Consider the following 17,861-nt stretch of genomic DNA (forward strand, 5'->3'; position numbering starts at 1 on the left):
CTGTCAGCAGGTCTTGAACGATCTTGCGCAGGCGCTGCGGTACTCGCCCGGACCGACCCCGTAAGCCTGCTTGAACTGGCGGGTCAGGTGGCTCTGGTCGGCGAAGCCCAGTTGCATCGCTACCGGCAGCGGCGCGTAGCCTTCGCGCAGCAGCGCCCGAGCCTGCTCCAGGCGACGCTGTTTCAGCCAGGCGTGGGGCGGCAACCCGGTGGCCCGGCGGAACACCCGGGCGAAATGGAACGGCGACAGCCCAACCAGGGCGGCCAGTTCCTCCAGGGATGGCGGCGAGGCCAGGCGCGCCGCCAGCACTTCGCGGGCCAGCGCCACGGCATGGGGCTCCTGCCCTGCCGGCCGGGGCGCACCAATGCGCGCGTGGCGGCTGAACAGCAGCAAGATCGCCTCGCGCCAGGCCACCTGCTGCTCGAGGGCGGAGGCGTTGCGCTCCAGCAGGCGGTGCAGGTCGAGGAAGCGGCGGGTCACCTCGGGATCGTGCAGCACGCTGTCGGCGAAGGTGGGCAGGCCGCCGGTGGCGATCTCCAGTTCGCCCAGCACCTCGGTCACCCGGTGCAGGTCGGGGTAGAAGCCGCGGTAGCGCCACCCTTCCTCGTGGGCCTTGGAGCCCGTATGCAGCTCGTCCGGGTTGATCAGCACCATGCTGCCGACGGCAGCCAGGTGGTCGCTACCGCGGTGGCGGAAGCGCTGGGCGCCGGATTCGAGGACGGTGAAGACGTAGCCCTCGTGCACATGGGGCGAGAAACGCTGCTCGATGTAGCGCGCGTGCAGGAGTTCGACCCCGCCCAGCGCGCTGGCCTGCCAGAAGCGCGTCAGCTCGCCACCCGCGCTCATTGGCTGAAAGAGGCTTCCAGGGCCTGCTTCACGGCCGGCCACTCATGGTCGGTGATGCTGTAGAGCACGCTGTCGTCGAGGCGCCCGTCCGCCAGGCGGCGATGGTTGCGCAGGACGCCTTCGCGCTGGGCACCGAGTTTCTCGATGGCCTTCTGCGAGCGCAGGTTGCTGCCGGCGGTCTTCAGTTGCACGCGCACCACCTGCCACTCCTCGAAGGCATGGCGCAGCATCAGGTACTTGATCGAGGCATTGAGGCCGCTGGCGTGCTCGCTGCGGGCCAGCCAGGTCCAGCCGATCTCCACGGCCGGCAGCGCGGGCATGAAATCGGCGAAGCGGCTGGTACCCACCAGGCGATCGCCCAGGCGGATGGCGAACACCACGGCCCGGCCTTCACGCTGCTCGGCCAGGCCCTGGCGGTACCAGTCCGGGCGCAGCGGGCCGCTCATGTAGACCAGCTCATCGCGATTGGCCTCGGCCAGCGCCGAAAGTTCGGTGATGTCGGCCTCCCCCAGCGGCTCGAGGCGCAAGGCGCCGCGCTGCAGGATGACCGGTTGCGGATTGAACATCTGCGCCTCCTCAGGCGAAAGACCCCTGCTGATCAGAGCGTCCGGGCACCCGGAAGTGCCCTGCAGGGCGCCGGCCCGGACACCTGGAGGTCCGCCGGCGAGGCTGCCAAGCTAGCAGCCCCGCCGGCGAGGCTCAACCCCGCCTGCGACCTTGGTCGCAGCCGCCTGACGGACAACCGGCTTTGGTGCGAAACTGCCGCTTCGGGACACAGGCGGGCGCCCCCGTCCGCCGCCTTCACTCCGGAGTCTGCATGTCGTTGTCCAGCGGGCTGATCGCCGCGGTCGCCCTTCTCTATATGGCCGTGCTGTTCGCCATCGCCTTCTACGGCGACCGCCGCCGCGCGCCGATGCCGCCCAGGGGCCGCGCCCTGGTCTACAGCCTGTCGCTGGCGGTGTACTGCACCAGCTGGACCTTCTTCGGCGCGGTCGGCCAGGCCGCCGGCCAGCTCTGGGCCTTCCTGCCGATCTACCTCGGCCCCATCCTGCTGATGGTCTTCGCGCCCTGGGTGCTGCAGAAGATGGTGCTGATCAGCAAGCAGGAGAACATCACCTCCATCGCCGACTTCATCGCCGCGCGCTACGGCAAGTCCCAGGCCCTGGCGGTGGTGGTGGCGCTGATCTGCCTGGTCAGCGTGCTGCCCTACATCGCCTTGCAGCTCAAGGGCATCGTCCTCGGCGTCAACCTGCTGGTCGGCTCCGGCGCGGAATCCACCGGCACCCGCGCCCAGGACACGGCGCTCATCGTGTCCCTGGTGCTGGCGCTGTTCACCATTCTCTTCGGCACCCGCAACCTCGACGCCACCGAGCACCACCGGGGCATGGTCCTGGCCATCTCGTTCGAGTCGCTGGTCAAGCTGCTGGCCTTCCTCGCGGTGGGCACCTTCGTCAGCTTCAGCCTGTTCGACGGCTTCGACGACCTGACCATGCGCGCCATGCAGGCCACCCACCTGGAGAGCTTCTGGCTGCAGCCGGTGGACTGGCCGACCCTGATCGTGCAGACCGGCGTGGCGATGATCGCCTTCGTCTGCCTGCCCCGGCAGTTCCACGTCTCGGTGGTGGAGAACATCGAACCCCGCGACCTGCGCACCGCGCGCTGGGTGTTCCCGCTCTACCTGGGGCTGGCGGCGCTGTTCGTGGTGCCCATCGCCCTGGCCGGCAAGATGCTGCTGCCCGCCGGCGTGATGCCCGACTCCTTCGTCATCAGCCTGCCGCTCGCCGAGGCCCATCCGTCCCTCGCCCTGCTGGCCTTCATCGGCGGTGCCTCGGCCGCCACCGGCATGGTGATAGTCGAGGCCGTGGCGCTCTCGACCATGGTCTCCAACGACATGCTGCTGCCCTGGCTGCTGCGCCGGCAGAGCGCCGAACGCCCCTTCGAGGTATTCCGCCACTGGATGCTCTCGGTGCGCCGCATCAGCATCGTGGTGATCATCCTCCTGGGCTATGTCAGCTACCGCCTGCTGGGCTCCACGGCGAGCCTGGCGACCATCGGCCAGATCGCCTTCGCCGCCATCGCCCAGCTCGGCCCGGCCATGGCCGGCGCCCTGTACTGGAAGCAGGCCAACCGCCGCGGCGTGTTCGCCGGCCTCGCCACCGGCGCCCTGCTCTGGGCCTACACCCTGGTGCTGCCGCAGGTGGCGCGCGGGCTCGGCTGGCCGCTGGAGGCCTTCCCCGGCCTCGCCGGGCTGATGGCCAACCCGCTGAACCTGCCCATCGACCCGCAGACCCAGGGCGTGGTGCTGTCGCTGGCCGGCAACTGGCTGCTGTTCGCCTGGGTCTCGGTGTTCTCCCGCACCCGGGTCTCCGAGCACTGGCAGGCCAGCCGCTTCATCGGCCAGATCGTCTCGGCCCGGCCGAGCAACCGCTCGCTGCTGGCGGTGCAGGTGGAAGACCTGCTGATGCTCGCCGCGCGCTTCGTCGGCGAGGAGCGCGCACGGCAGAGCTTCGTGCGCTTCGCCTATCGCCAGGGCACCAGCTTCAACCCGGTGCAGAACGCCAACCAGGACTGGATCACCCACACCGAGCGCCTGCTCGCCGGCGTGCTGGGCGCCTCCTCCGCGCGCGCAGTGGTGAAGGCCGCCATCGAAGGCCGCGAGATGCAGGTGGAGGACGTCGTGCGCATCGTCGACGAAGCCTCCGAGGTGCTGCAGTTCAACCGCGCGTTGCTGCAGGGGGCCATCGAGAACATCACCCAGGGCATCAGCGTGGTCGACCAGTCACTGCGCCTGGTCGCCTGGAACCGCCGCTACCTGGAGCTGTTCGACTATCCCGAAGGCCTGATCAGCGTCGGCCGGCCCATCGCCGACATCATCCGCTACAACGCCGAACGCGGCCTGTGCGGGCCGGGCGATGCCGAGGCCCACGTCTCGCGCCGGCTGTTCTGGATGCGCCAGGGCAACGCCCACACCTCCGAGCGGCTGTTCCCCAACGGCCGGGTCATCGAGCTGATCGGCAACCCCATGCCCGGTGGCGGCTTCGTCATGAGCTTCACCGACATCACCGCGTTCCGCGAAGCCGAGAAGGCCCTCAAGGAAGCCAACGAAGGCCTGGAACAACGCGTCATCGACCGCACCCTCGAACTGTCCCAGCTCAACCAGGCGCTGATCGAAGCCAAGGGCACCGCCGAGGCGGCGAACCAGTCGAAGACGCGCTTCCTCGCCGCCGTCAGCCACGACCTGATGCAGCCGCTGAACGCCGCCCGGTTGTTCTCCGCCGCCCTCGCCCACCAGCAGGACGCGCTGCCGACGGAGTCCCGCGAGCTGGTGGGCCACCTCGACAGCGCGTTGCGCTCGGCAGAGGACCTGATCACCGATCTCCTGGACATCTCGCGCCTGGAAAGCGGCCGCATCACTCCCGACCGCGCCGCCTTCCCCCTGGCCTCGCTGTACGACGCCCTCGGCGCCGAATTCAAGGCACTGGCCCAGGAACAGGGCGTGGATTTCCGCGTCAGCGGCAGCAAGCTGCGCATCGAGAGCGACATGAAACTGTTGCGCCGCGTGCTGCAGAACTTCCTCACCAACGCCTTCCGCTACGCCAAGGGCCATGTGCTGCTGGGCGTGCGTCGCGAGGGTGGACTGTTGCGCCTGGAGGTCTGGGACCGCGGCCCCGGCATCCCCGAAGACAAGCGCAAGGTGATCTTCGAAGAGTTCAAGCGCCTGGACAGCCACCAGACCCGCGCCGAGAAAGGCCTGGGCCTGGGCCTGGCCATCGCCGACGGCCTCTGCCGCGTGCTCGGCCACCCCCTGGAAGTGCGCTCCTGGCCTGGCAAGGGCAGCGTGTTCAGCGTCAGCGTGCCCCTGGCGCGCACCCCGGCTCCCTCCCCGGTGGCTGTGCCGAAGGAAACCAACGGCCATGCCCTCGATGGCACCCAAGTGCTGTGCATCGACAACGAGGACAGCATCCTCACCGGCATGCACAGCCTGCTCTCACGCTGGGGCTGCCAGGTGTGGACGGCGCGCAACCGTCTGGAATGCGAACACCTGCTGGCCGAGGACGTGCGTCCGCAACTGGCGCTGGTGGACTACCACCTCGACGAGGGAGAAACCGGCACCGAACTGATGGCCTGGCTGCGCACCCGCCTCGGCGCCCCGGTGCCGGGCGTGGTGATCAGCGCCGACGCCCGCGCCGAACTGGTGGCCGAGGTCCATGCCGCCGGCCTGGACTACCTGGCCAAACCGGTCAAGCCCGCCGCGCTGCGCGCCCTGCTCAGCCGGCACCTTGTGCTGCGCTGAGCGCGAAGCCATCGCGTCGGATGCTACGGGCCATACCCAACGGCGGATGTAACTACGCTCTACCCACCCTCGTCGATAGGCCGCTGTTCTCCTCGGCGATGCGGGACGGTATAAGGAAGCCTTGGCGCACCCTGCCGCCAGGCCGTCATGCCAGGAGCCATCGCAATGAATCTTTCCAGTGGGTCGGGCCCGGTGCCGACCCACCTTCCCGAGCGCCCGGCCGAGGACTATCTCGCCGAACGGGTCGCCACGCTGTTCTCCACCAGCCCCTCGACTGCGGTTGGCAACGTCTTCTCCGGCTCCATGGTGTTCGGCGTCTACCACGCCAGCGCGCCGATACGCGGGCTGTGCATCTGGCTCGCCGTGCTGGTGGTGCTGATGGTCGTGCGCCTGTCCCTGGTGCGCGCCTGGCGCCGCGACCCGCAACGCTTCCCGCCACTGACCTGGGCACGCATGACCATGTGCCAGTGCGGCGCGGTCGGCCTCGCCTGGGGCATCGGCGCCATCTGGCTGATGGGCTACGGCACGCCCTACGAGGACGTGATCTTCGGCTGCATCGCCCTCGCCTCGGTGATGGTGGCGATGAGCAACGTCTCCTACTGGCCCGCACACCTGGCCTTCCACGTGCCGATGTTCTTCTTCCTCGGCATCGCCTACGGGCGAGACCCGGAACCCCAGGCGATGTACCTCGCCGTCTCCGCCTGGGTGGTCTGCCCCTTCATCGCCGAGATGGGCCGGCGCCTGCAGATCCGCTTCAACGAGGCCCTGAAGCTGGCCTGGGAGCACCAGGTGCTGGCGCACAAGTACGCCCTGGCCAACCAGGAGCTGGCGATCCTCAGCCGCACCGATGACCTGACCCGCATCGCCAACAAGCGTCACCTCGACGAGACCCTCAGGCGCGAATGGCACCGCTGCGCGCGCAACCATGAGTACCTCGGCGTACTGATGCTCGATATCGATCACTTCAAGCTCTACAACGACAGCTACGGCCACCTCGCCGGCGACACGTGCATCCGCCAGGTGGCCGAGGCGATGCGTGCCAGCATCCGCGAACACTGCGATTTCGTCGCCCGATTCGGCGGCGAGGAGTTCACCGTGGTGATGCCGGGGGCCGACCTGGAAACCGCCAGCGCCATCGCCGAGCGCATCCGCGCGGCCGTGGAAGCTCTTCACCTGCCCCACGCCGGGGCCGAGCGCGGCTACCTGACCGTGAGCATCGGCGTCGCCTCCACCGAACAGGGCACGGCGATCAGCGAGGAAGCCCTGGTGGGCAATGCGGACGTTGCGCTATACGCCGCCAAGCACGGCGGCCGCAACCGGGTGGAAGCCTTCCGCGGGCAATCGACCCTCCTCGCGCCGGCGACCTGAGGCAGCCCCTCAGCCCTTCAGGAAGCCCCTGAGCAGCTCGCCAACCCGGCCGCCCAGCTCCTGGTTGGCCGAAAGTTGCAGCCCGCGCGCCAACTCGCTGTCCACCACCTGCTCCACCAGCGGCCGCAGTGCCAGCAACTGGCGGTTGAGGCCTTCCAGTTCGGCGACGTGGGGCAGGCTGGTGCTGAGCAGCGGGTTGACCAGGTGATCGACGATCATCCGCACGATGCCCTCCGCCACCGGCTCCACCTGCTGGCGGATCGTGGCGAACTGCTCCAGCAGCACCAGCAGCGGAATGCCCGAGCGGTGCAGTTGCACGCCGGCGTTGAAGATGCGCGGGTTGAGCACCCGCAGGTGGTCACCGGCGAATTCGATCAGGCCCAGCGCCTGTGCGATGTCCATGGCCTCGTCGGTGAGCTCGTCGCCGAACAGCACCTGCACTTCGTCGAAGCCCAGGGGCGTGGGCTCCAGCTGCGCCCAGTCGCCGACTATGGCCTGCTCCAGGCCCAATACGTGGGCCAGGTCGCGGCCCTGTTCCCAGGCCTCGAACAGCTCGCGGATGCTGGCGATGCTGTAGCCACGCTCCAGCAACTGGCCGATCAGGCGCAGGCGCGCGAGGTGCTCGCCGCTGTAGATGCCCACGCGCCCGCGGCGCTCGGGCGGCGGCAGCAGCCCGCGATCCTGGTAGGCACGCAGGTTGCGCACGGTGGTGCCGGCCTCGCGGGCCAGCTCGTCGACCGTGTATTCCTCGCCCGGAACGGGCTCGGGGATGTGCGGCGCCTGGGCCAGCAGCCGCTGCAGGAAGGTAGGGGGATTCTTCATGGGCGGATCATATCCCCGCGCCTCGGCGGCCAACAACAGCGCATCCGGAAGCCCAACCTATGGCTGGACCTGCTGGCTAGCGGCGCCCGCCGAAAGCCGCTTTCGGCCCGTCGAGCCGCCTGCCACGGTGCTTTGCGCGCGACGGTAACGCGGTAACAGCCATCCCGTGGATCAGGGCTGGGCGTCTGGCCAGTCCCGCCTCCCTGGCCGACAATCGATGACATCGAACGATGTAACGATTTCGGCCAGCAGGAGATCCGCCATGCCCGCCTTCCCCACGCCCACCCTCCCCTCGCGCCAGGGGGCGAACTGATGAACGCGCCCCTCGGCCTCGAACCCCAGCGCATCACCGTGCAGGGCGATGGCGTGCGCCTCGCCACCTATCAATGGGGCAATGCCAAGGGACCGACCCTGCTGCTGGTGCACGGCTACCCGGACAGCCACGAAGTCTGGCTACCGCTGGTGCGCGAGCTGGCGGCGGACTACCGCATCATCGCCTACGACGTGCGCGGCGCCGGCGCATCCGAAGTGCCACCGCGTATCCGCGACTACCGCCTGCCGCGCCTGGCCAATGACCTGGAAGCGGTGATCCGTGCCCTCAGCCCGGATCGCCGGGTGCACCTGGTGGCCCACGACTGGGGGTCGATCCAGAGCTGGGAGGCGGTGACCGAACCGCGCATCCAGCCGCTGCTGGCGTCCTATACCAGCATCTCCGGCCCCTGCCTCGACCACGTCGGCCACTGGATGCGCAGCAGGCTGCGGGAGAGGCGCGCCGGGGCCTACCTGCAGATGCTCGGGCAACTGCTGAGCTCCTGGTACATCGCCTTCTTCCACACCCCGCTGCTACCGGAACTCACCTGGCGCCTGGGGCTCGCCCGTGCCTGGCCGGGCCTGCTGCGCCGCATCGAGGGCGTGGCCAGGCCTCACGTCAGCAGCACCCAGCTCGCCGACGGCCAGCACGGCGTGCGGCTCTACCGCGCCAACTTCATCAGCAGCCTGTTCCGCCCGCGCGAGCGCCACACGGACGTGCCGGTGCACCTGGTCATCCCGACCCGCGACCGCTTCGTGCGGCCGCAGCTGTTCGAGGAGCTGACCCGCTGGGCGCCGACCCTGTGGCGCCGTGAAGTGCGCGCCGGGCACTGGCAACTGCTGGCCGAACCCCAGCGCCTGGCGCTGTGGCTGCGCGAATTCGTCGACCGCGAGGAACCGGCCAGGAGAGCCTCATGAACCCGCCACATCACCGCCTCGAACAGCGCAAGGTGCGCTTCGACTTCGCCGATACGCCGCTGCACTGGGTGCCGGGCGAGCCCGAGGCCTCGCACATCATGAACAGCCTGCACCTGATCCTGCCGGCCGGTGAATTCTGGTTCTGCCGCGTGTACAACAAGGCCCTGCCGCTGGTGAGCGACCCGCTGCTGGCCGAAGACGTGCGTGGCTTCGTGCGCCAGGAGGCGCAACACGCCCGTGCCCACGACAGCGCATTGAAACCCTACCTGGAACGCCACGGGCTGGACCCGACGCCGGTGACCGCCGGCATCCATCGCCTGTTCGACAAGGTGCTCTGCGACCATCCCCTGGGCGAAAACCGCCTGAGCCACTCCCTGCAAGGCTGGTGGTTGCGCCAGCGCGTCGGCCTGATCGCCGCCGTGGAGCATTTCACCTGCGTGCTGGGCAACTGGATCATCACCACCCGCAGCCTCGACCAGGCCGACCCGGTGATGCTCGACCTGCTGCGCTGGCACGGCGCCGAAGAGGTGGAGCACCGTTGCGTCGCCCATGACCTGCACGTGCACCTGGGCGGTAGCGCACTGGCGCGGGGGTTCTACATGGTGGTGGCCTGCATCGCGCTGATCACGCTGTTCAGCGTCGGCTCCGCCAGCCTGATGCGCCAGGACCCCGCAACCGCCAAGCGCGCCGGCTTCCTGCGTCACTGGCGGCGACTGGGCGCCCGCGACAAGCTGCCCACGCCCGGCAGCATCGGCCGCGCGGTGCTGCGCTACTACCAACCGGGCTTCCACCCTCACGGGGAAGGCGACCTGGCGGTGGCGCTGGACTACCTGGAGCGCTCGCCGGCGGCCCGGCGCGCAGCGGCGGAGCCAGCCTCCTAGCAGACCACTCGGGCGCTCAGCAGGCCGGTGCCGGCGAGCGAGGCCCGGCAACGGGCCAGAACGGAGGCATCACTCGTCCAGCTCATCCGGCAGCGGCAGCCCCGCCGCGCGCTCGAGCAGCTCGCCAGGCAGGCTCTTGCTGGCGCGGGCACCGAGCAGCTTGATGTTCTCGGCGCGGCTGACGAGGTTGCCGCGCCCCTCCACCAGCTTGTTGCGGGCGGCGGCGTAGGCCTTGTCCAGCTGTTGCAGGCGGCTGCCCATCTCGTCCAGGTCCTGCACGAAGGCGACGAACTTGTCGTAGAGGGCGCCGGCGCGCTCGGCGATCTCGCGGGCGTTCTGGCTCTGCCGCTCCTGGCGCCAGAGGCTGTCGATCACCCGCAGGGTAGCCAGCAGCGTGGTCGGGCTGACGATGACGATGTGCTGGTCGTAGGCCTCCTGGAACAAGCCCGGATCGGCCTGCAGGGCGGCGGCGAAGGCCGCTTCGATCGGTACGAACAGCAGCACGAAGTCCAGGCTGTGCAGCCCTTCCAGTCGCTGGTAGTCCTTCACCGAAAGGCCCTTGAGGTGGTTGCGCAAGGACATCACGTGCTGCTTCAGCGCCTGGGCGCGGACGGCCTCGTCCTCGGCGGCGATCAGCACCTGGTAGGCGGTGAGGCTGACCTTGGAGTCCACCACCACTTGCTTGTCGCCGGGCAGCTGGATCAGTACGTCGGGCTGGAAGCGCTGGCCATCGGCGCTGGTCAGGCTGACCTGGGTCTGGTACTCGCGGCCCTTCTCCAGGCCGGCATGCTCCAGCACCCGCTCCAGCACCAGTTCGCCCCAGTTGCCCTGGGTCTTCTGGCCCTTGAGCGCGCGGGTGAGGTGGGTGGCCTCGTCACCCAGGCGCTGGTTGAGTTGCTGCAGGCGCTCCAGCTCCTTGCCCAGGGAGAAGCGCTCGCGCGCCTCCTGCTGATAACTCTCCTCGACGCGCTTCTCGAACGCCTGGATGCGCTCCTTCAATGGGTCGAGCATCTGCCCCAGGCGCTGCTGGCTGCTCTCGGCGAAGCGCTGCTCGCGCTCATCGAAGATCTTCCCGGCCAGCTCGGCGAACTGCGCACGCAGGTCATCGCGAGCCGCCTGCAGGTCGGCCAGGCGCTGGGCGTGCGATTCCTGCTGCTCACGCAGCTCGGCGGCCAGGGCGGCACGCTCGCTGTCCAGGCGGCGCAGCTCGCCTTCCTTGCGCTCGCGCTCCTCGCTCCAGGCGGCCAGCGCCTCACGGCCCGCCTTGCGCTCGGCACCGAGCAGCTCGGACTCGCGGCGCAAGGCGGCCAGTTCGGCCTGCTGGGCGGCGTTGTGCTGGGTGAGTTCACGGATTTCCGTACGGCTGTCGTCGAGCTGGGCACCGAGCCCGTCCTGGGCCATCTGGGCGATGGCCAGGCGCTCGTCGAGGAGCATGCGCTCGACGTCGGCGGCGGCGATGCGGCGTTGCAGGTGCCAGGCCAGGCCCAACAGGGGGACGGCGGCGAGCGCGAGGCCGATCAGCAGATTGGGCAAGTCGAGGGGCATGGAAGGCTCCGCGGGAGGGTGCCGGGCAGTATACCCAGCGCCCACGCGGCGGTCAGGCGCCGGGCAGGCGGCTCAGCAGGCGCTTGGCTTCGTGGGAACCCTGGGCGGCGGCCTGCTCCAGCCAGTGGCAGGCCTGCTGCATGTCCTGGGTACGGGGCTGCACATAGAGGCGGCCCAGTTCGAGCTGGGCGCGGCGGTCGCCGGCGCGGGCGGCCTGGCGCAGCATGTCGAAGCCGATGCGGCGGTCACGGGTGTTGCCGCAGTCGCGGCAGAGCATCTGCCCGAGGCGACTCTGGGCGGCTACCACGCCTTGGCGAGCAGGCTGCTTGAGCAGCTTGCCGGCCAGGCGCTTGACGCTGGCGGCCTGGCCGAGGCGCGGGTTGTCGAGCAACCAGAGGGCCACGCGCAGGGGCAGGCGCTGGTTGTGCTGGGACGTTTCGGCGAGAGCTCTGGACTTCATGTAAAGGGTGTGGAGGCCGGAAAGGCGCGCAACTCTACTCCTTTTTTTCCACAGGTAAAGTCTTGCCAAGCCTGTGAGTGGCGTTCTAGAGCAAGCGCTTGGGACAATCCACAGAAGCTGTGGATAACTCTGTGGGAAAGGTCATTGAAATGCCCTTCGAAGCCGATGAAACGGGCGCCTCCTGCAAATTGGCGATTTTTTCACCAACCTGAAAACCCTTTATTTTTCATTGCTTTAAAAAAGCGGTACGAAAAATCAAGCGTTTACGGGCGAATGTGACTGCGAAATGACAAGGTGCTTCGCCATTGTGCACAACTCATTGCTGTCAACCCCCTGAATGCCCCGTTTCAGGGCGCCGCAGCGCATTTTTGCCGGCGAAAGTCCGTAGGCGCTGTGCCCGTCCAGCGACGAAAGGCTCGGGAGAAGGAGCTCTGCTCGGCAAAGCCCAGCAGGTAGGCGATCTCCAGCAAGGCGAAGTCGGTGTGCTGCAGGTAGAGCTGCGCCAGGTCCTTGCGAACCTCGTCCAGCAAGGTGGGCAGGGCCAGCGCCGAGTCCCCCAACCGGCGACGCAGGACGCGCGTGCTGAGCCCCAGGCGCCCCGCCACATCATCGAGGCCGACCTGCCCCTGCGCCAGGCCGGTGCAAAGCGCGGCCCGGATTTCGTTGGCGAGATTGGCGTCGAGACGGTACGCGGCCAGGCAGGCATCGCCCTGGGCGTCCATCAAGGCGCGCAAATGCGGGTCGGCCTCGCGCAGCGGCATCTGCAACAGGGCCTTGTCGAACACCACGGCATGGCGGGCACAACCGCCCTGCACGGGGCAACCCAGGACGTCGGCGTAGGCCTCCTTCCCGGCTTCGAGGTGATGACGGAACTCCACCCGCACCGGCTGCGCACGCTCCTCGCTCAACCAACGGCCGAACGCCAGCCAGCCGGCCAGGGCCATCTCCACAGCCTGGCGAGGCACCCAGGGCAACGCGCGTGGCCGCCAGGTCAGGGCGACGAACTCGCCCTCCTCTTCCAGCCGGGTTTCCCCGATGTCCCAGACCAGTTGTTCGAAGCGCTGCAGGCGCGTGATGGCCTCGCCCAGGGTGGCGCAGCTCATGGCCGAGTAGCCCAGCACATGGAAGGAGCGAGGGCGCACGGCGAGCCCCAGGCGCATGCCGATCAGCGCATCACCGGCGAGGCGCTCAGCCTGAAGCAGGAGGGCGAAAGCCTTGAACAGCGGCAGGCGGTAGCCCGGCAGCGCCAATTGCTCCGCCTGGATATCCACCGCCCGCAGCAACGCGTCGACATCCAGCCCACGTTCGCCAGCGGCGGGCAGCAGCGACTCGACGTAGCTCGCGGCGATACCGGCGGGCGATGCGACCAGGGCCAGCAGCCGCTGGGGCCAGGACTCGGTCATGCCGGCTGTGGCAGGTGGCCGTCGATCAGGAACTGCGTCATGCGGAACAGGCGCGGTGTATCCGGCGCCTGGGCATGCTTGAAGGCGACGTACTCGGCGGTGGTCTCGCAGAGCCAGGGCGTGAGGTTGCGTGGTCGCCGCTCGGTGAAGGCCTCGGGGGTGAACAGGGCGATGTTGGTGCCCTGCAGCGGGCAGCGCGCGGAGCGGTACTCGAAGGCCTCCACGCCCGCGGCACGCATGGCCGCGCCGAGCGCCTGGCTGGCGCGGTAGTCAACCGGGTCGGCCAGTGCCTGAGCGTGACGATCGAACGGCGGCAATTGCAGCTGCACGCCACGCTCCACCTGGAAACGCGCCTCGAAGGAGGAATGCTCGGACAGGATGCGCCCGCTGGGGGGCGGCACGGCCATGCCGCTCCACAGGACGAAGCGGTAGAACGCCCCCTCGGCCATGGCGGTCTCCAGGCGCGAGGCGGCGTAGAACAGGCTCGGCTCGTGGACGGTGCCGAAGCGCGACCCCCAGCGCAGCGGCGGGTAGCGGAACGGGGTCTTGAGCAGGTAGTGCAGCGGCTCGGCGCTCCTGGGCAACGGCGGCTTGCTGGTCTCGATGAGTTCCTCCAGCAACGCCTGTTCGGCGAGGTTGTCCACCAGCTGCAGGGTCGCCACCTGCTCCTGGCTCTCCACCAGCCGCACCAGGCGGCCACGCAGGGGCCCGATGTGTTGCGGGCCCTGGCAGGTCGTCCAGATATCCATGTCCAGCCTTCCTTCGTTGTTGTTGTCAGGGCGATCAGATCTTGCCGCGTATGGCGTCCAGGTACTCCACCACCCTCACCAGACCCTGCACCTGGCCCATCAGTTCGAGGGGAACGGCGCCCAGGTGGCGGTTCTCGGTGCGCAGGAAGTGGCGCATGTCGTCGAGGTTGCCGCCGAACAGGGCGAACAATGCGCGGTAGGCGCGAATCAGCAGCAGCGCGAGCTCGCCGGTCTTGCTCTGCGGACGGATGCCGCCGCTGTCCGCCCAGCGGGTGATGGCGGTGCGGTGCACACCGACGATGTCGGCCAGTTGCTGCTGGGTCAGCCCGAGTTGCTCGCGGGTATTGAGCAGGGCCTTGGCCAGGACGGCATCGGGATCGAGAGTGGGACGGCTGAGGGCGCTCATGGATTTCCTCCGTGCGTTTGCATCAATATAAAGCAAATATGATGCAAATACACAAATTACAATCCTCTCCTCTTCTGGTGACTCCACCCGTAGAATGCGGCCTTTGCCAGCAGGGTCCTCGCCATGGACAAAGCCCGTATCCAGCATCTGATCATCGCCAAGCTCTCGGACGACCTGGAGCTGCTGCAACGTGCTGCGCAGACGGCCTACGAAGCGGCGACCCATGAAGAGAACGTCGCCGAGAACAAGTACGACACGCTGGGGCTGGAGGCATCCTATCTGGCGACCGGACAGGCCCGCCGCGCCGCCGAGATCAAGCAGGCGATCAGCCTGTTCCAGGGCCTGGCGCTGCGTGATCACGACCCGGCACAGGGCATCCAGCTCAGCGCCCTGGTGCGGCTGGGCGTGGAAAGCGGTGGCGAGCAGCTACTCTTTCTCGGCCCGGAAGCCGCCGGCCTGAAGGTTGCGACCGAGGATGGAGACATCACCGTGATCACCCCGCGCTCCCCCCTCGGCCAGGCTCTGCTGGGCAAGGGCGCCGGCGCCGAGATCACCCTGGCGATCGGCGGCACCGAGCAATGGTACGAGGTGATCGACGCCCACTGAGAGCGGACGCGCCACGTCCTGATCGGCCCATCGACCCTGTGAGGAGGTTCCATGCCCGCTCGAAAACGCACGCTTCACATCAGCCTCGACCCGGTGAAACTGGTGCTGTGCATCGCCTTGGGCATCTGGCTCGGCTGCCTCGCCGTCGCCGCCACCGCCTGGTTCGGCTATCGGCACCTGGTGGGCGCTGCCTGGGAGCAGGTCGGCCAGGGCACCACGGCGCCCCTGGGCTCGCCGATAGGCCCTCAGCCTGCCCCTGTCCCTGCCCCTCAGGACAATGCGCAGATGTTCGAGCGCTACCAGCAGAACCAGAGCGCGACCCAACAGCGCGACAATGCCCGTATCGAAGAGGCTGAACGCCTGGCCAGCCCCAAATGCCAGTTCTGGACCGCCCAGCTGCGCAACGCTCCCAACGAGAAGGCGCGGCAGAACGTGGAGCGCTTCTGCAACTGAACCCGCCCTGACCGCACGTCATCCGATCAGCACTTTATGCCGCTCGCGCTGCCGAAGTTTTCAAGCACCTGCGCATCCCGTCCGATGAAGAAGCTGGCCAGCCAACCGAAGGCGGGGCCTGTCAGGGAAGCGTCACGGATGCCGGACTAAACTCCAGTTGTGTGCCCATTTGCGGGCACCGAGGCGGTTAGCGATGAGTCCTGAAGCCTTTATCGTGTTGTTGATCCTGGGTTGGCTGCTGGTAGCCGTTGCGATGCTCTGGGCCATGCTCAGAATCACCCAACACCACCATCACCCCACGACCCGAGCGCCTCGCCAGCCCGTGGAACGCCCGGTGAACGAGCACAAGGCCAGGCAGGCGACCGCTCCTCATCACTAAGCCCCTATCTGCTCGCACCCGCGTCATGCCAGTGGTTGCCAGCGCTGCGGACGGCAGAAGCTGTGGGTGACGACACCCCGGATCATCCAGTCCTGCCCGGGCGAAAGCCTCAGCGCCGGATAGCGGGCGTTCTCCGCCACGAGCACGCGCTGGCCGTCTTCGTGACGCAGGCGGCGTATGTAGAAATCCCCATCGATCACCGCCACCACCAGGCTGCCATCGGTTGCTACACGTGCGCGATCGGCCAGCAGCAGGTCCCCTGGGGCGAGGCCGATGCCCTCCATGCTGTCGTCTTCCAGACGGACGGTTAGGGTCTGTGGGATATCGATGCCCAGCAGCTCGTCCAGGCTCAGGCAGCCGTCGAGGCGCAGGCGAACCGGGCCTTTCGCATCGTTTTCATCGATGCCGAGGGTGTAGAGCGGGAGCTTGCTGAATGACGGCCCCAGACGGCCGATGATGCGGACATTACCCATGGCGGCGCCTCCTGATACTGTTTTTATATACAGTATTTGTGCGCTCGATTTTCGTCAACGGGGAGCTTGCGCCGGCGGGCCGGCGCAAGACCCGTCAGGCGTTACTTGATGTAGGCATCACCCCAGCGTTCGACGTTGCGCACGCTGGCTTTGCGCAGCGCGGTGCCCTGGGCTTTCTTCGCAGCGGCGATCTCGTCGTCGATGATCTTGGTCGAGATCGACAGCCAACTGGTGGCGAAGGCCATCGCATCGCCGTTGATCTCCAGCGCGTCCAGATCGATGTTCGCCGTGTTGTCGCAAGCGTTGTGGTAGCAGGGATCGAAGGGCTGGCCCGCCGCACCGCCATATTTCTGCGCCTGCTCCTCGGTCTTGATGTCCTCGGCGCCGGTGAACAGGCCACCGAAGGCGATGCCATCCTCGAAGAACTGCGCATAGTCGGAGCGGAAGTCGATCTCGGTCCCCTCGAACTGCGCGCGACGCAGCTTGAAGTAGGCTTCGAACAGGTGCTCGATCGCGGCCGAACCGGGCGGGCCCTGCAGACCGAAGGAAGAACCGTCGCCGTCATAGATGAAGTTCGCGTAGTTCGGCGAACCGATCATGTCGAAGTTCAGGTAGGCCTTGATCTTCTTCTTCTCCTCGGGAGTGAGGTTGTTGACGTAGTAGGTCGAGCCCACCAGCCCGGACTCCTCGGCGCCCCACCAGGCGAAGCGGATCTTGTTCAACGGATAGGCCTTGCGCAGCAGCACGGCCATCTCCAGCAGCGCGGCACTGCCGGAACCGTTGTCGTTGATGCCGGGGCCCTCGAATACCGAGTCCAGGTGCGCGCCCACCATCACGACGTTCTTCGGATTGCCGTAGCGGGTCTCGGCGACCAGGTTGTATGTCTGGGTCTTCGAGCGCACCACATCGACGACCATGCGCAGCTGCAGGCCTGCCGTGCCGGCCCAGGCCGCGCCATTGTCGTAGGTGGCGAAGATCACCGGGATGCCACCTTCGTAGCCATCGCCCAGGGTCACGTTCTCCAGGCCCTTGCGGTCATCCGTGTTGCCCTGGTTGAAGATGATCACCCCCGCTGCACCAGCCGCGGCGGCGTTCTCGGCCTTGATCTCGAAGTTGCAGGTACCGCGCTGGATCAGTGCGATGGAGCCGCTGGGGAAGTTGGCGAAGTCCTCCGCCTCGCACCCGCTGGAGGAGGTGTTGCCCGCCCCCAGCGCCACGTCCACGGGCACCACCGGTGCACTCACATCACCGGCCTCGCTCTGCGAGAGGTAGGTGAAGTCAGTCTCCCAGACATAGCTGCCGGGGGTCGGCGTGATCGCATTCAGGGTACCCGGCCCTTTGGGGTAGTAGGCGGTGAAGGGGAACGGCTGCACCGTCACCTTGTAGCCGGCCTTCTGCAGGGTCTTCTTCACGTAGTCGATGGACGCCTGGTAGCCCGGCTGACCGGCTGCCCGATTGCCATCGTTGAGGCTGGCGATGTCCTGCAGCGCCTGGAGCCGGGTGAAGACGTTGCTCGCCTGCAGGCAGCGCGGCAGCCCGAGCGGCGTGCCCACCAGCAGCGGCGAATTGCAGATGGAGGGGTTGGGTTTGCCGGGACTCCAGAATTCCTTGAATTCGGCGTCTGCGGCGGGGCTTGCAAGGGATGCCGTGGAAACGGCGAACGCGAGGGAACCGACAACACGTCTGAAATTATTTTTCATGCTGACTCCAATCCTTTTGAAGTGGTTGTAGGCAGGCCTGAAATGGCATTGCGCCACTGTCCGGTACTTCATCCTTCGGACGGCCTAAAACCTAGACTGGAGGGTGTAGCCGGGGTTCTTCGCGCGTGACGGGAAAAACGTGCGCCTTGTCGCTTTTTCGATACAAAAAGGCGCAAGTTGCGACGAACGTGTCGGAAAACGAATCCATTTTGATATCAATCAAATGTCTTGTGGCCATCACTTCCTAAA

At 67.6% G+C, this 17,861-nt stretch carries 17 protein-coding genes; 7 read left to right on the forward strand and 10 right to left on the reverse strand.

Features of this window, described 5'->3' with window-relative positions; translation table 11 throughout:
* Nucleotides 1-3: 3 nt before the first annotated feature.
* Nucleotides 4-846, reverse strand: a complete 843-nt coding sequence (locus PHLH3_RS22360) for an AraC family transcriptional regulator (protein ID WP_213625828.1) — start codon at nt 844-846, stop codon at nt 4-6.
* Nucleotides 843-1,412, reverse strand: a complete 570-nt coding sequence (locus tag PHLH3_RS22365) for a GNAT family protein (protein WP_213625829.1) — start codon at nt 1,410-1,412, stop codon at nt 843-845. Before PHLH3_RS22365 ends, PHLH3_RS22360 begins: the two co-directional genes overlap by 4 nt.
* 251 nt (nt 1,413-1,663) lie before the next feature.
* On the opposite strand from PHLH3_RS22365, the gene PHLH3_RS22370 reads away from it, so the two are divergent.
* Nucleotides 1,664-5,140 (forward strand): NahK/ErcS family hybrid sensor histidine kinase/response regulator, encoded by a 3,477-nt coding sequence (locus PHLH3_RS22370; protein ID WP_213625830.1) that lies wholly within the window; start codon nt 1,664-1,666, stop codon nt 5,138-5,140.
* 165 nt (nt 5,141-5,305) lie between these two features.
* Nucleotides 5,306-6,508 (forward strand): GGDEF domain-containing protein, encoded by a 1,203-nt coding sequence (locus tag PHLH3_RS22375; protein WP_213625831.1) that lies wholly within the window; start codon nt 5,306-5,308, stop codon nt 6,506-6,508.
* Nucleotides 6,509-6,517: 9 nt separating this feature from the next.
* Here PHLH3_RS22375 and PHLH3_RS22380 read toward each other — a convergent pair whose 3' ends face one another.
* Nucleotides 6,518-7,330, reverse strand: coding sequence for a MerR family transcriptional regulator (locus tag PHLH3_RS22380; RefSeq protein ID WP_213625832.1), 813 nt, complete (start codon nt 7,328-7,330; stop codon nt 6,518-6,520).
* Between the two features lie 312 nt (nt 7,331-7,642).
* Between PHLH3_RS22380 and PHLH3_RS22385 the strand changes: the two genes are divergently transcribed.
* Together PHLH3_RS22385 and PHLH3_RS22390 are read left to right on the forward strand one after the other, a co-directional pair.
* Nucleotides 7,643-8,557: an alpha/beta fold hydrolase gene (locus tag PHLH3_RS22385; RefSeq protein ID WP_213625833.1), complete on the forward strand. Its 915-nt coding sequence runs from the start codon at nt 7,643-7,645 to the stop codon at nt 8,555-8,557.
* Entirely contained in the window at nt 8,554-9,438 is an 885-nt protein-coding gene (locus PHLH3_RS22390; RefSeq protein ID WP_213625834.1) for a metal-dependent hydrolase, read from the forward strand. The genes PHLH3_RS22385 and PHLH3_RS22390 overlap by 4 nt, the downstream gene beginning before the upstream one ends.
* A 69-nt stretch (nt 9,439-9,507) precedes the next feature.
* Here PHLH3_RS22390 and rmuC read toward each other — a convergent pair whose 3' ends face one another.
* The 5 genes from rmuC to PHLH3_RS22415 form a co-directional block, all read right to left on the reverse strand.
* Nucleotides 9,508-10,872: a DNA recombination protein RmuC gene (gene rmuC, locus PHLH3_RS22395; RefSeq protein ID WP_244863094.1), complete on the reverse strand. Its 1,365-nt coding sequence runs from the start codon at nt 10,870-10,872 to the stop codon at nt 9,508-9,510.
* 163 nt (nt 10,873-11,035) lie between these two features.
* Nucleotides 11,036-11,443, reverse strand: coding sequence for an SEL1-like repeat protein (locus tag PHLH3_RS22400; protein ID WP_111264581.1), 408 nt, complete (start codon nt 11,441-11,443; stop codon nt 11,036-11,038).
* A gap of 347 nt (nt 11,444-11,790) precedes the next feature.
* A complete protein-coding gene (locus PHLH3_RS22405; RefSeq protein ID WP_213625836.1) occupies nt 11,791-12,846 on the reverse strand; it encodes an AraC family transcriptional regulator in 1,056 nt (351 codons plus the stop codon).
* The gene (locus tag PHLH3_RS22410) at nt 12,843-13,595 is read right to left on the reverse strand and encodes an RES family NAD+ phosphorylase (RefSeq protein ID WP_213625837.1); all 753 of its coding nucleotides are present in this window, start codon (nt 13,593-13,595) and stop codon (nt 12,843-12,845) included. The genes PHLH3_RS22405 and PHLH3_RS22410 overlap by 4 nt, the downstream gene beginning before the upstream one ends.
* A gap of 34 nt (nt 13,596-13,629) precedes the next feature.
* The gene (locus PHLH3_RS22415) at nt 13,630-14,001 is read right to left on the reverse strand and encodes an antitoxin Xre/MbcA/ParS toxin-binding domain-containing protein (protein WP_111264584.1); all 372 of its coding nucleotides are present in this window, start codon (nt 13,999-14,001) and stop codon (nt 13,630-13,632) included.
* Between the two features lie 123 nt (nt 14,002-14,124).
* Here PHLH3_RS22415 and PHLH3_RS22420 point away from each other — a divergent pair, with 123 nt between their 5' ends.
* From PHLH3_RS22420 to PHLH3_RS30520, 3 genes are all read left to right on the forward strand, one after another.
* Nucleotides 14,125-14,607, forward strand: a complete 483-nt coding sequence (locus PHLH3_RS22420; protein ID WP_213625838.1) for a transcription elongation factor GreAB — start codon at nt 14,125-14,127, stop codon at nt 14,605-14,607.
* A gap of 51 nt (nt 14,608-14,658) precedes the next feature.
* Nucleotides 14,659-15,060: a hypothetical protein gene (locus tag PHLH3_RS22425; RefSeq protein WP_213625839.1), complete on the forward strand. Its 402-nt coding sequence runs from the start codon at nt 14,659-14,661 to the stop codon at nt 15,058-15,060.
* Between the two features lie 193 nt (nt 15,061-15,253).
* Entirely contained in the window at nt 15,254-15,439 is a 186-nt protein-coding gene (locus PHLH3_RS30520) for a hypothetical protein (protein ID WP_244862930.1), read from the forward strand.
* 23 nt (nt 15,440-15,462) lie between these two features.
* Here the strand turns inward: PHLH3_RS30520 and PHLH3_RS22430 are convergent, their stop codons facing one another.
* Both PHLH3_RS22430 and PHLH3_RS22435 read right to left on the reverse strand, forming a co-directional pair.
* Nucleotides 15,463-15,912, reverse strand: coding sequence for a S24 family peptidase (locus tag PHLH3_RS22430; protein WP_213625840.1), 450 nt, complete (start codon nt 15,910-15,912; stop codon nt 15,463-15,465).
* 101 nt (nt 15,913-16,013) lie between these two features.
* A complete protein-coding gene (locus PHLH3_RS22435; RefSeq protein ID WP_213625841.1) occupies nt 16,014-17,612 on the reverse strand; it encodes a M28 family metallopeptidase in 1,599 nt (532 codons plus the stop codon).
* Nucleotides 17,613-17,861: the final 249 nt, after the last annotated feature.

The organism is Pseudomonas sp. Pc102 (assembly GCF_018408275.1).
In the GTDB taxonomy this organism is placed as follows: domain Bacteria; phylum Pseudomonadota; class Gammaproteobacteria; order Pseudomonadales; family Pseudomonadaceae; genus Metapseudomonas; species Metapseudomonas tohonis.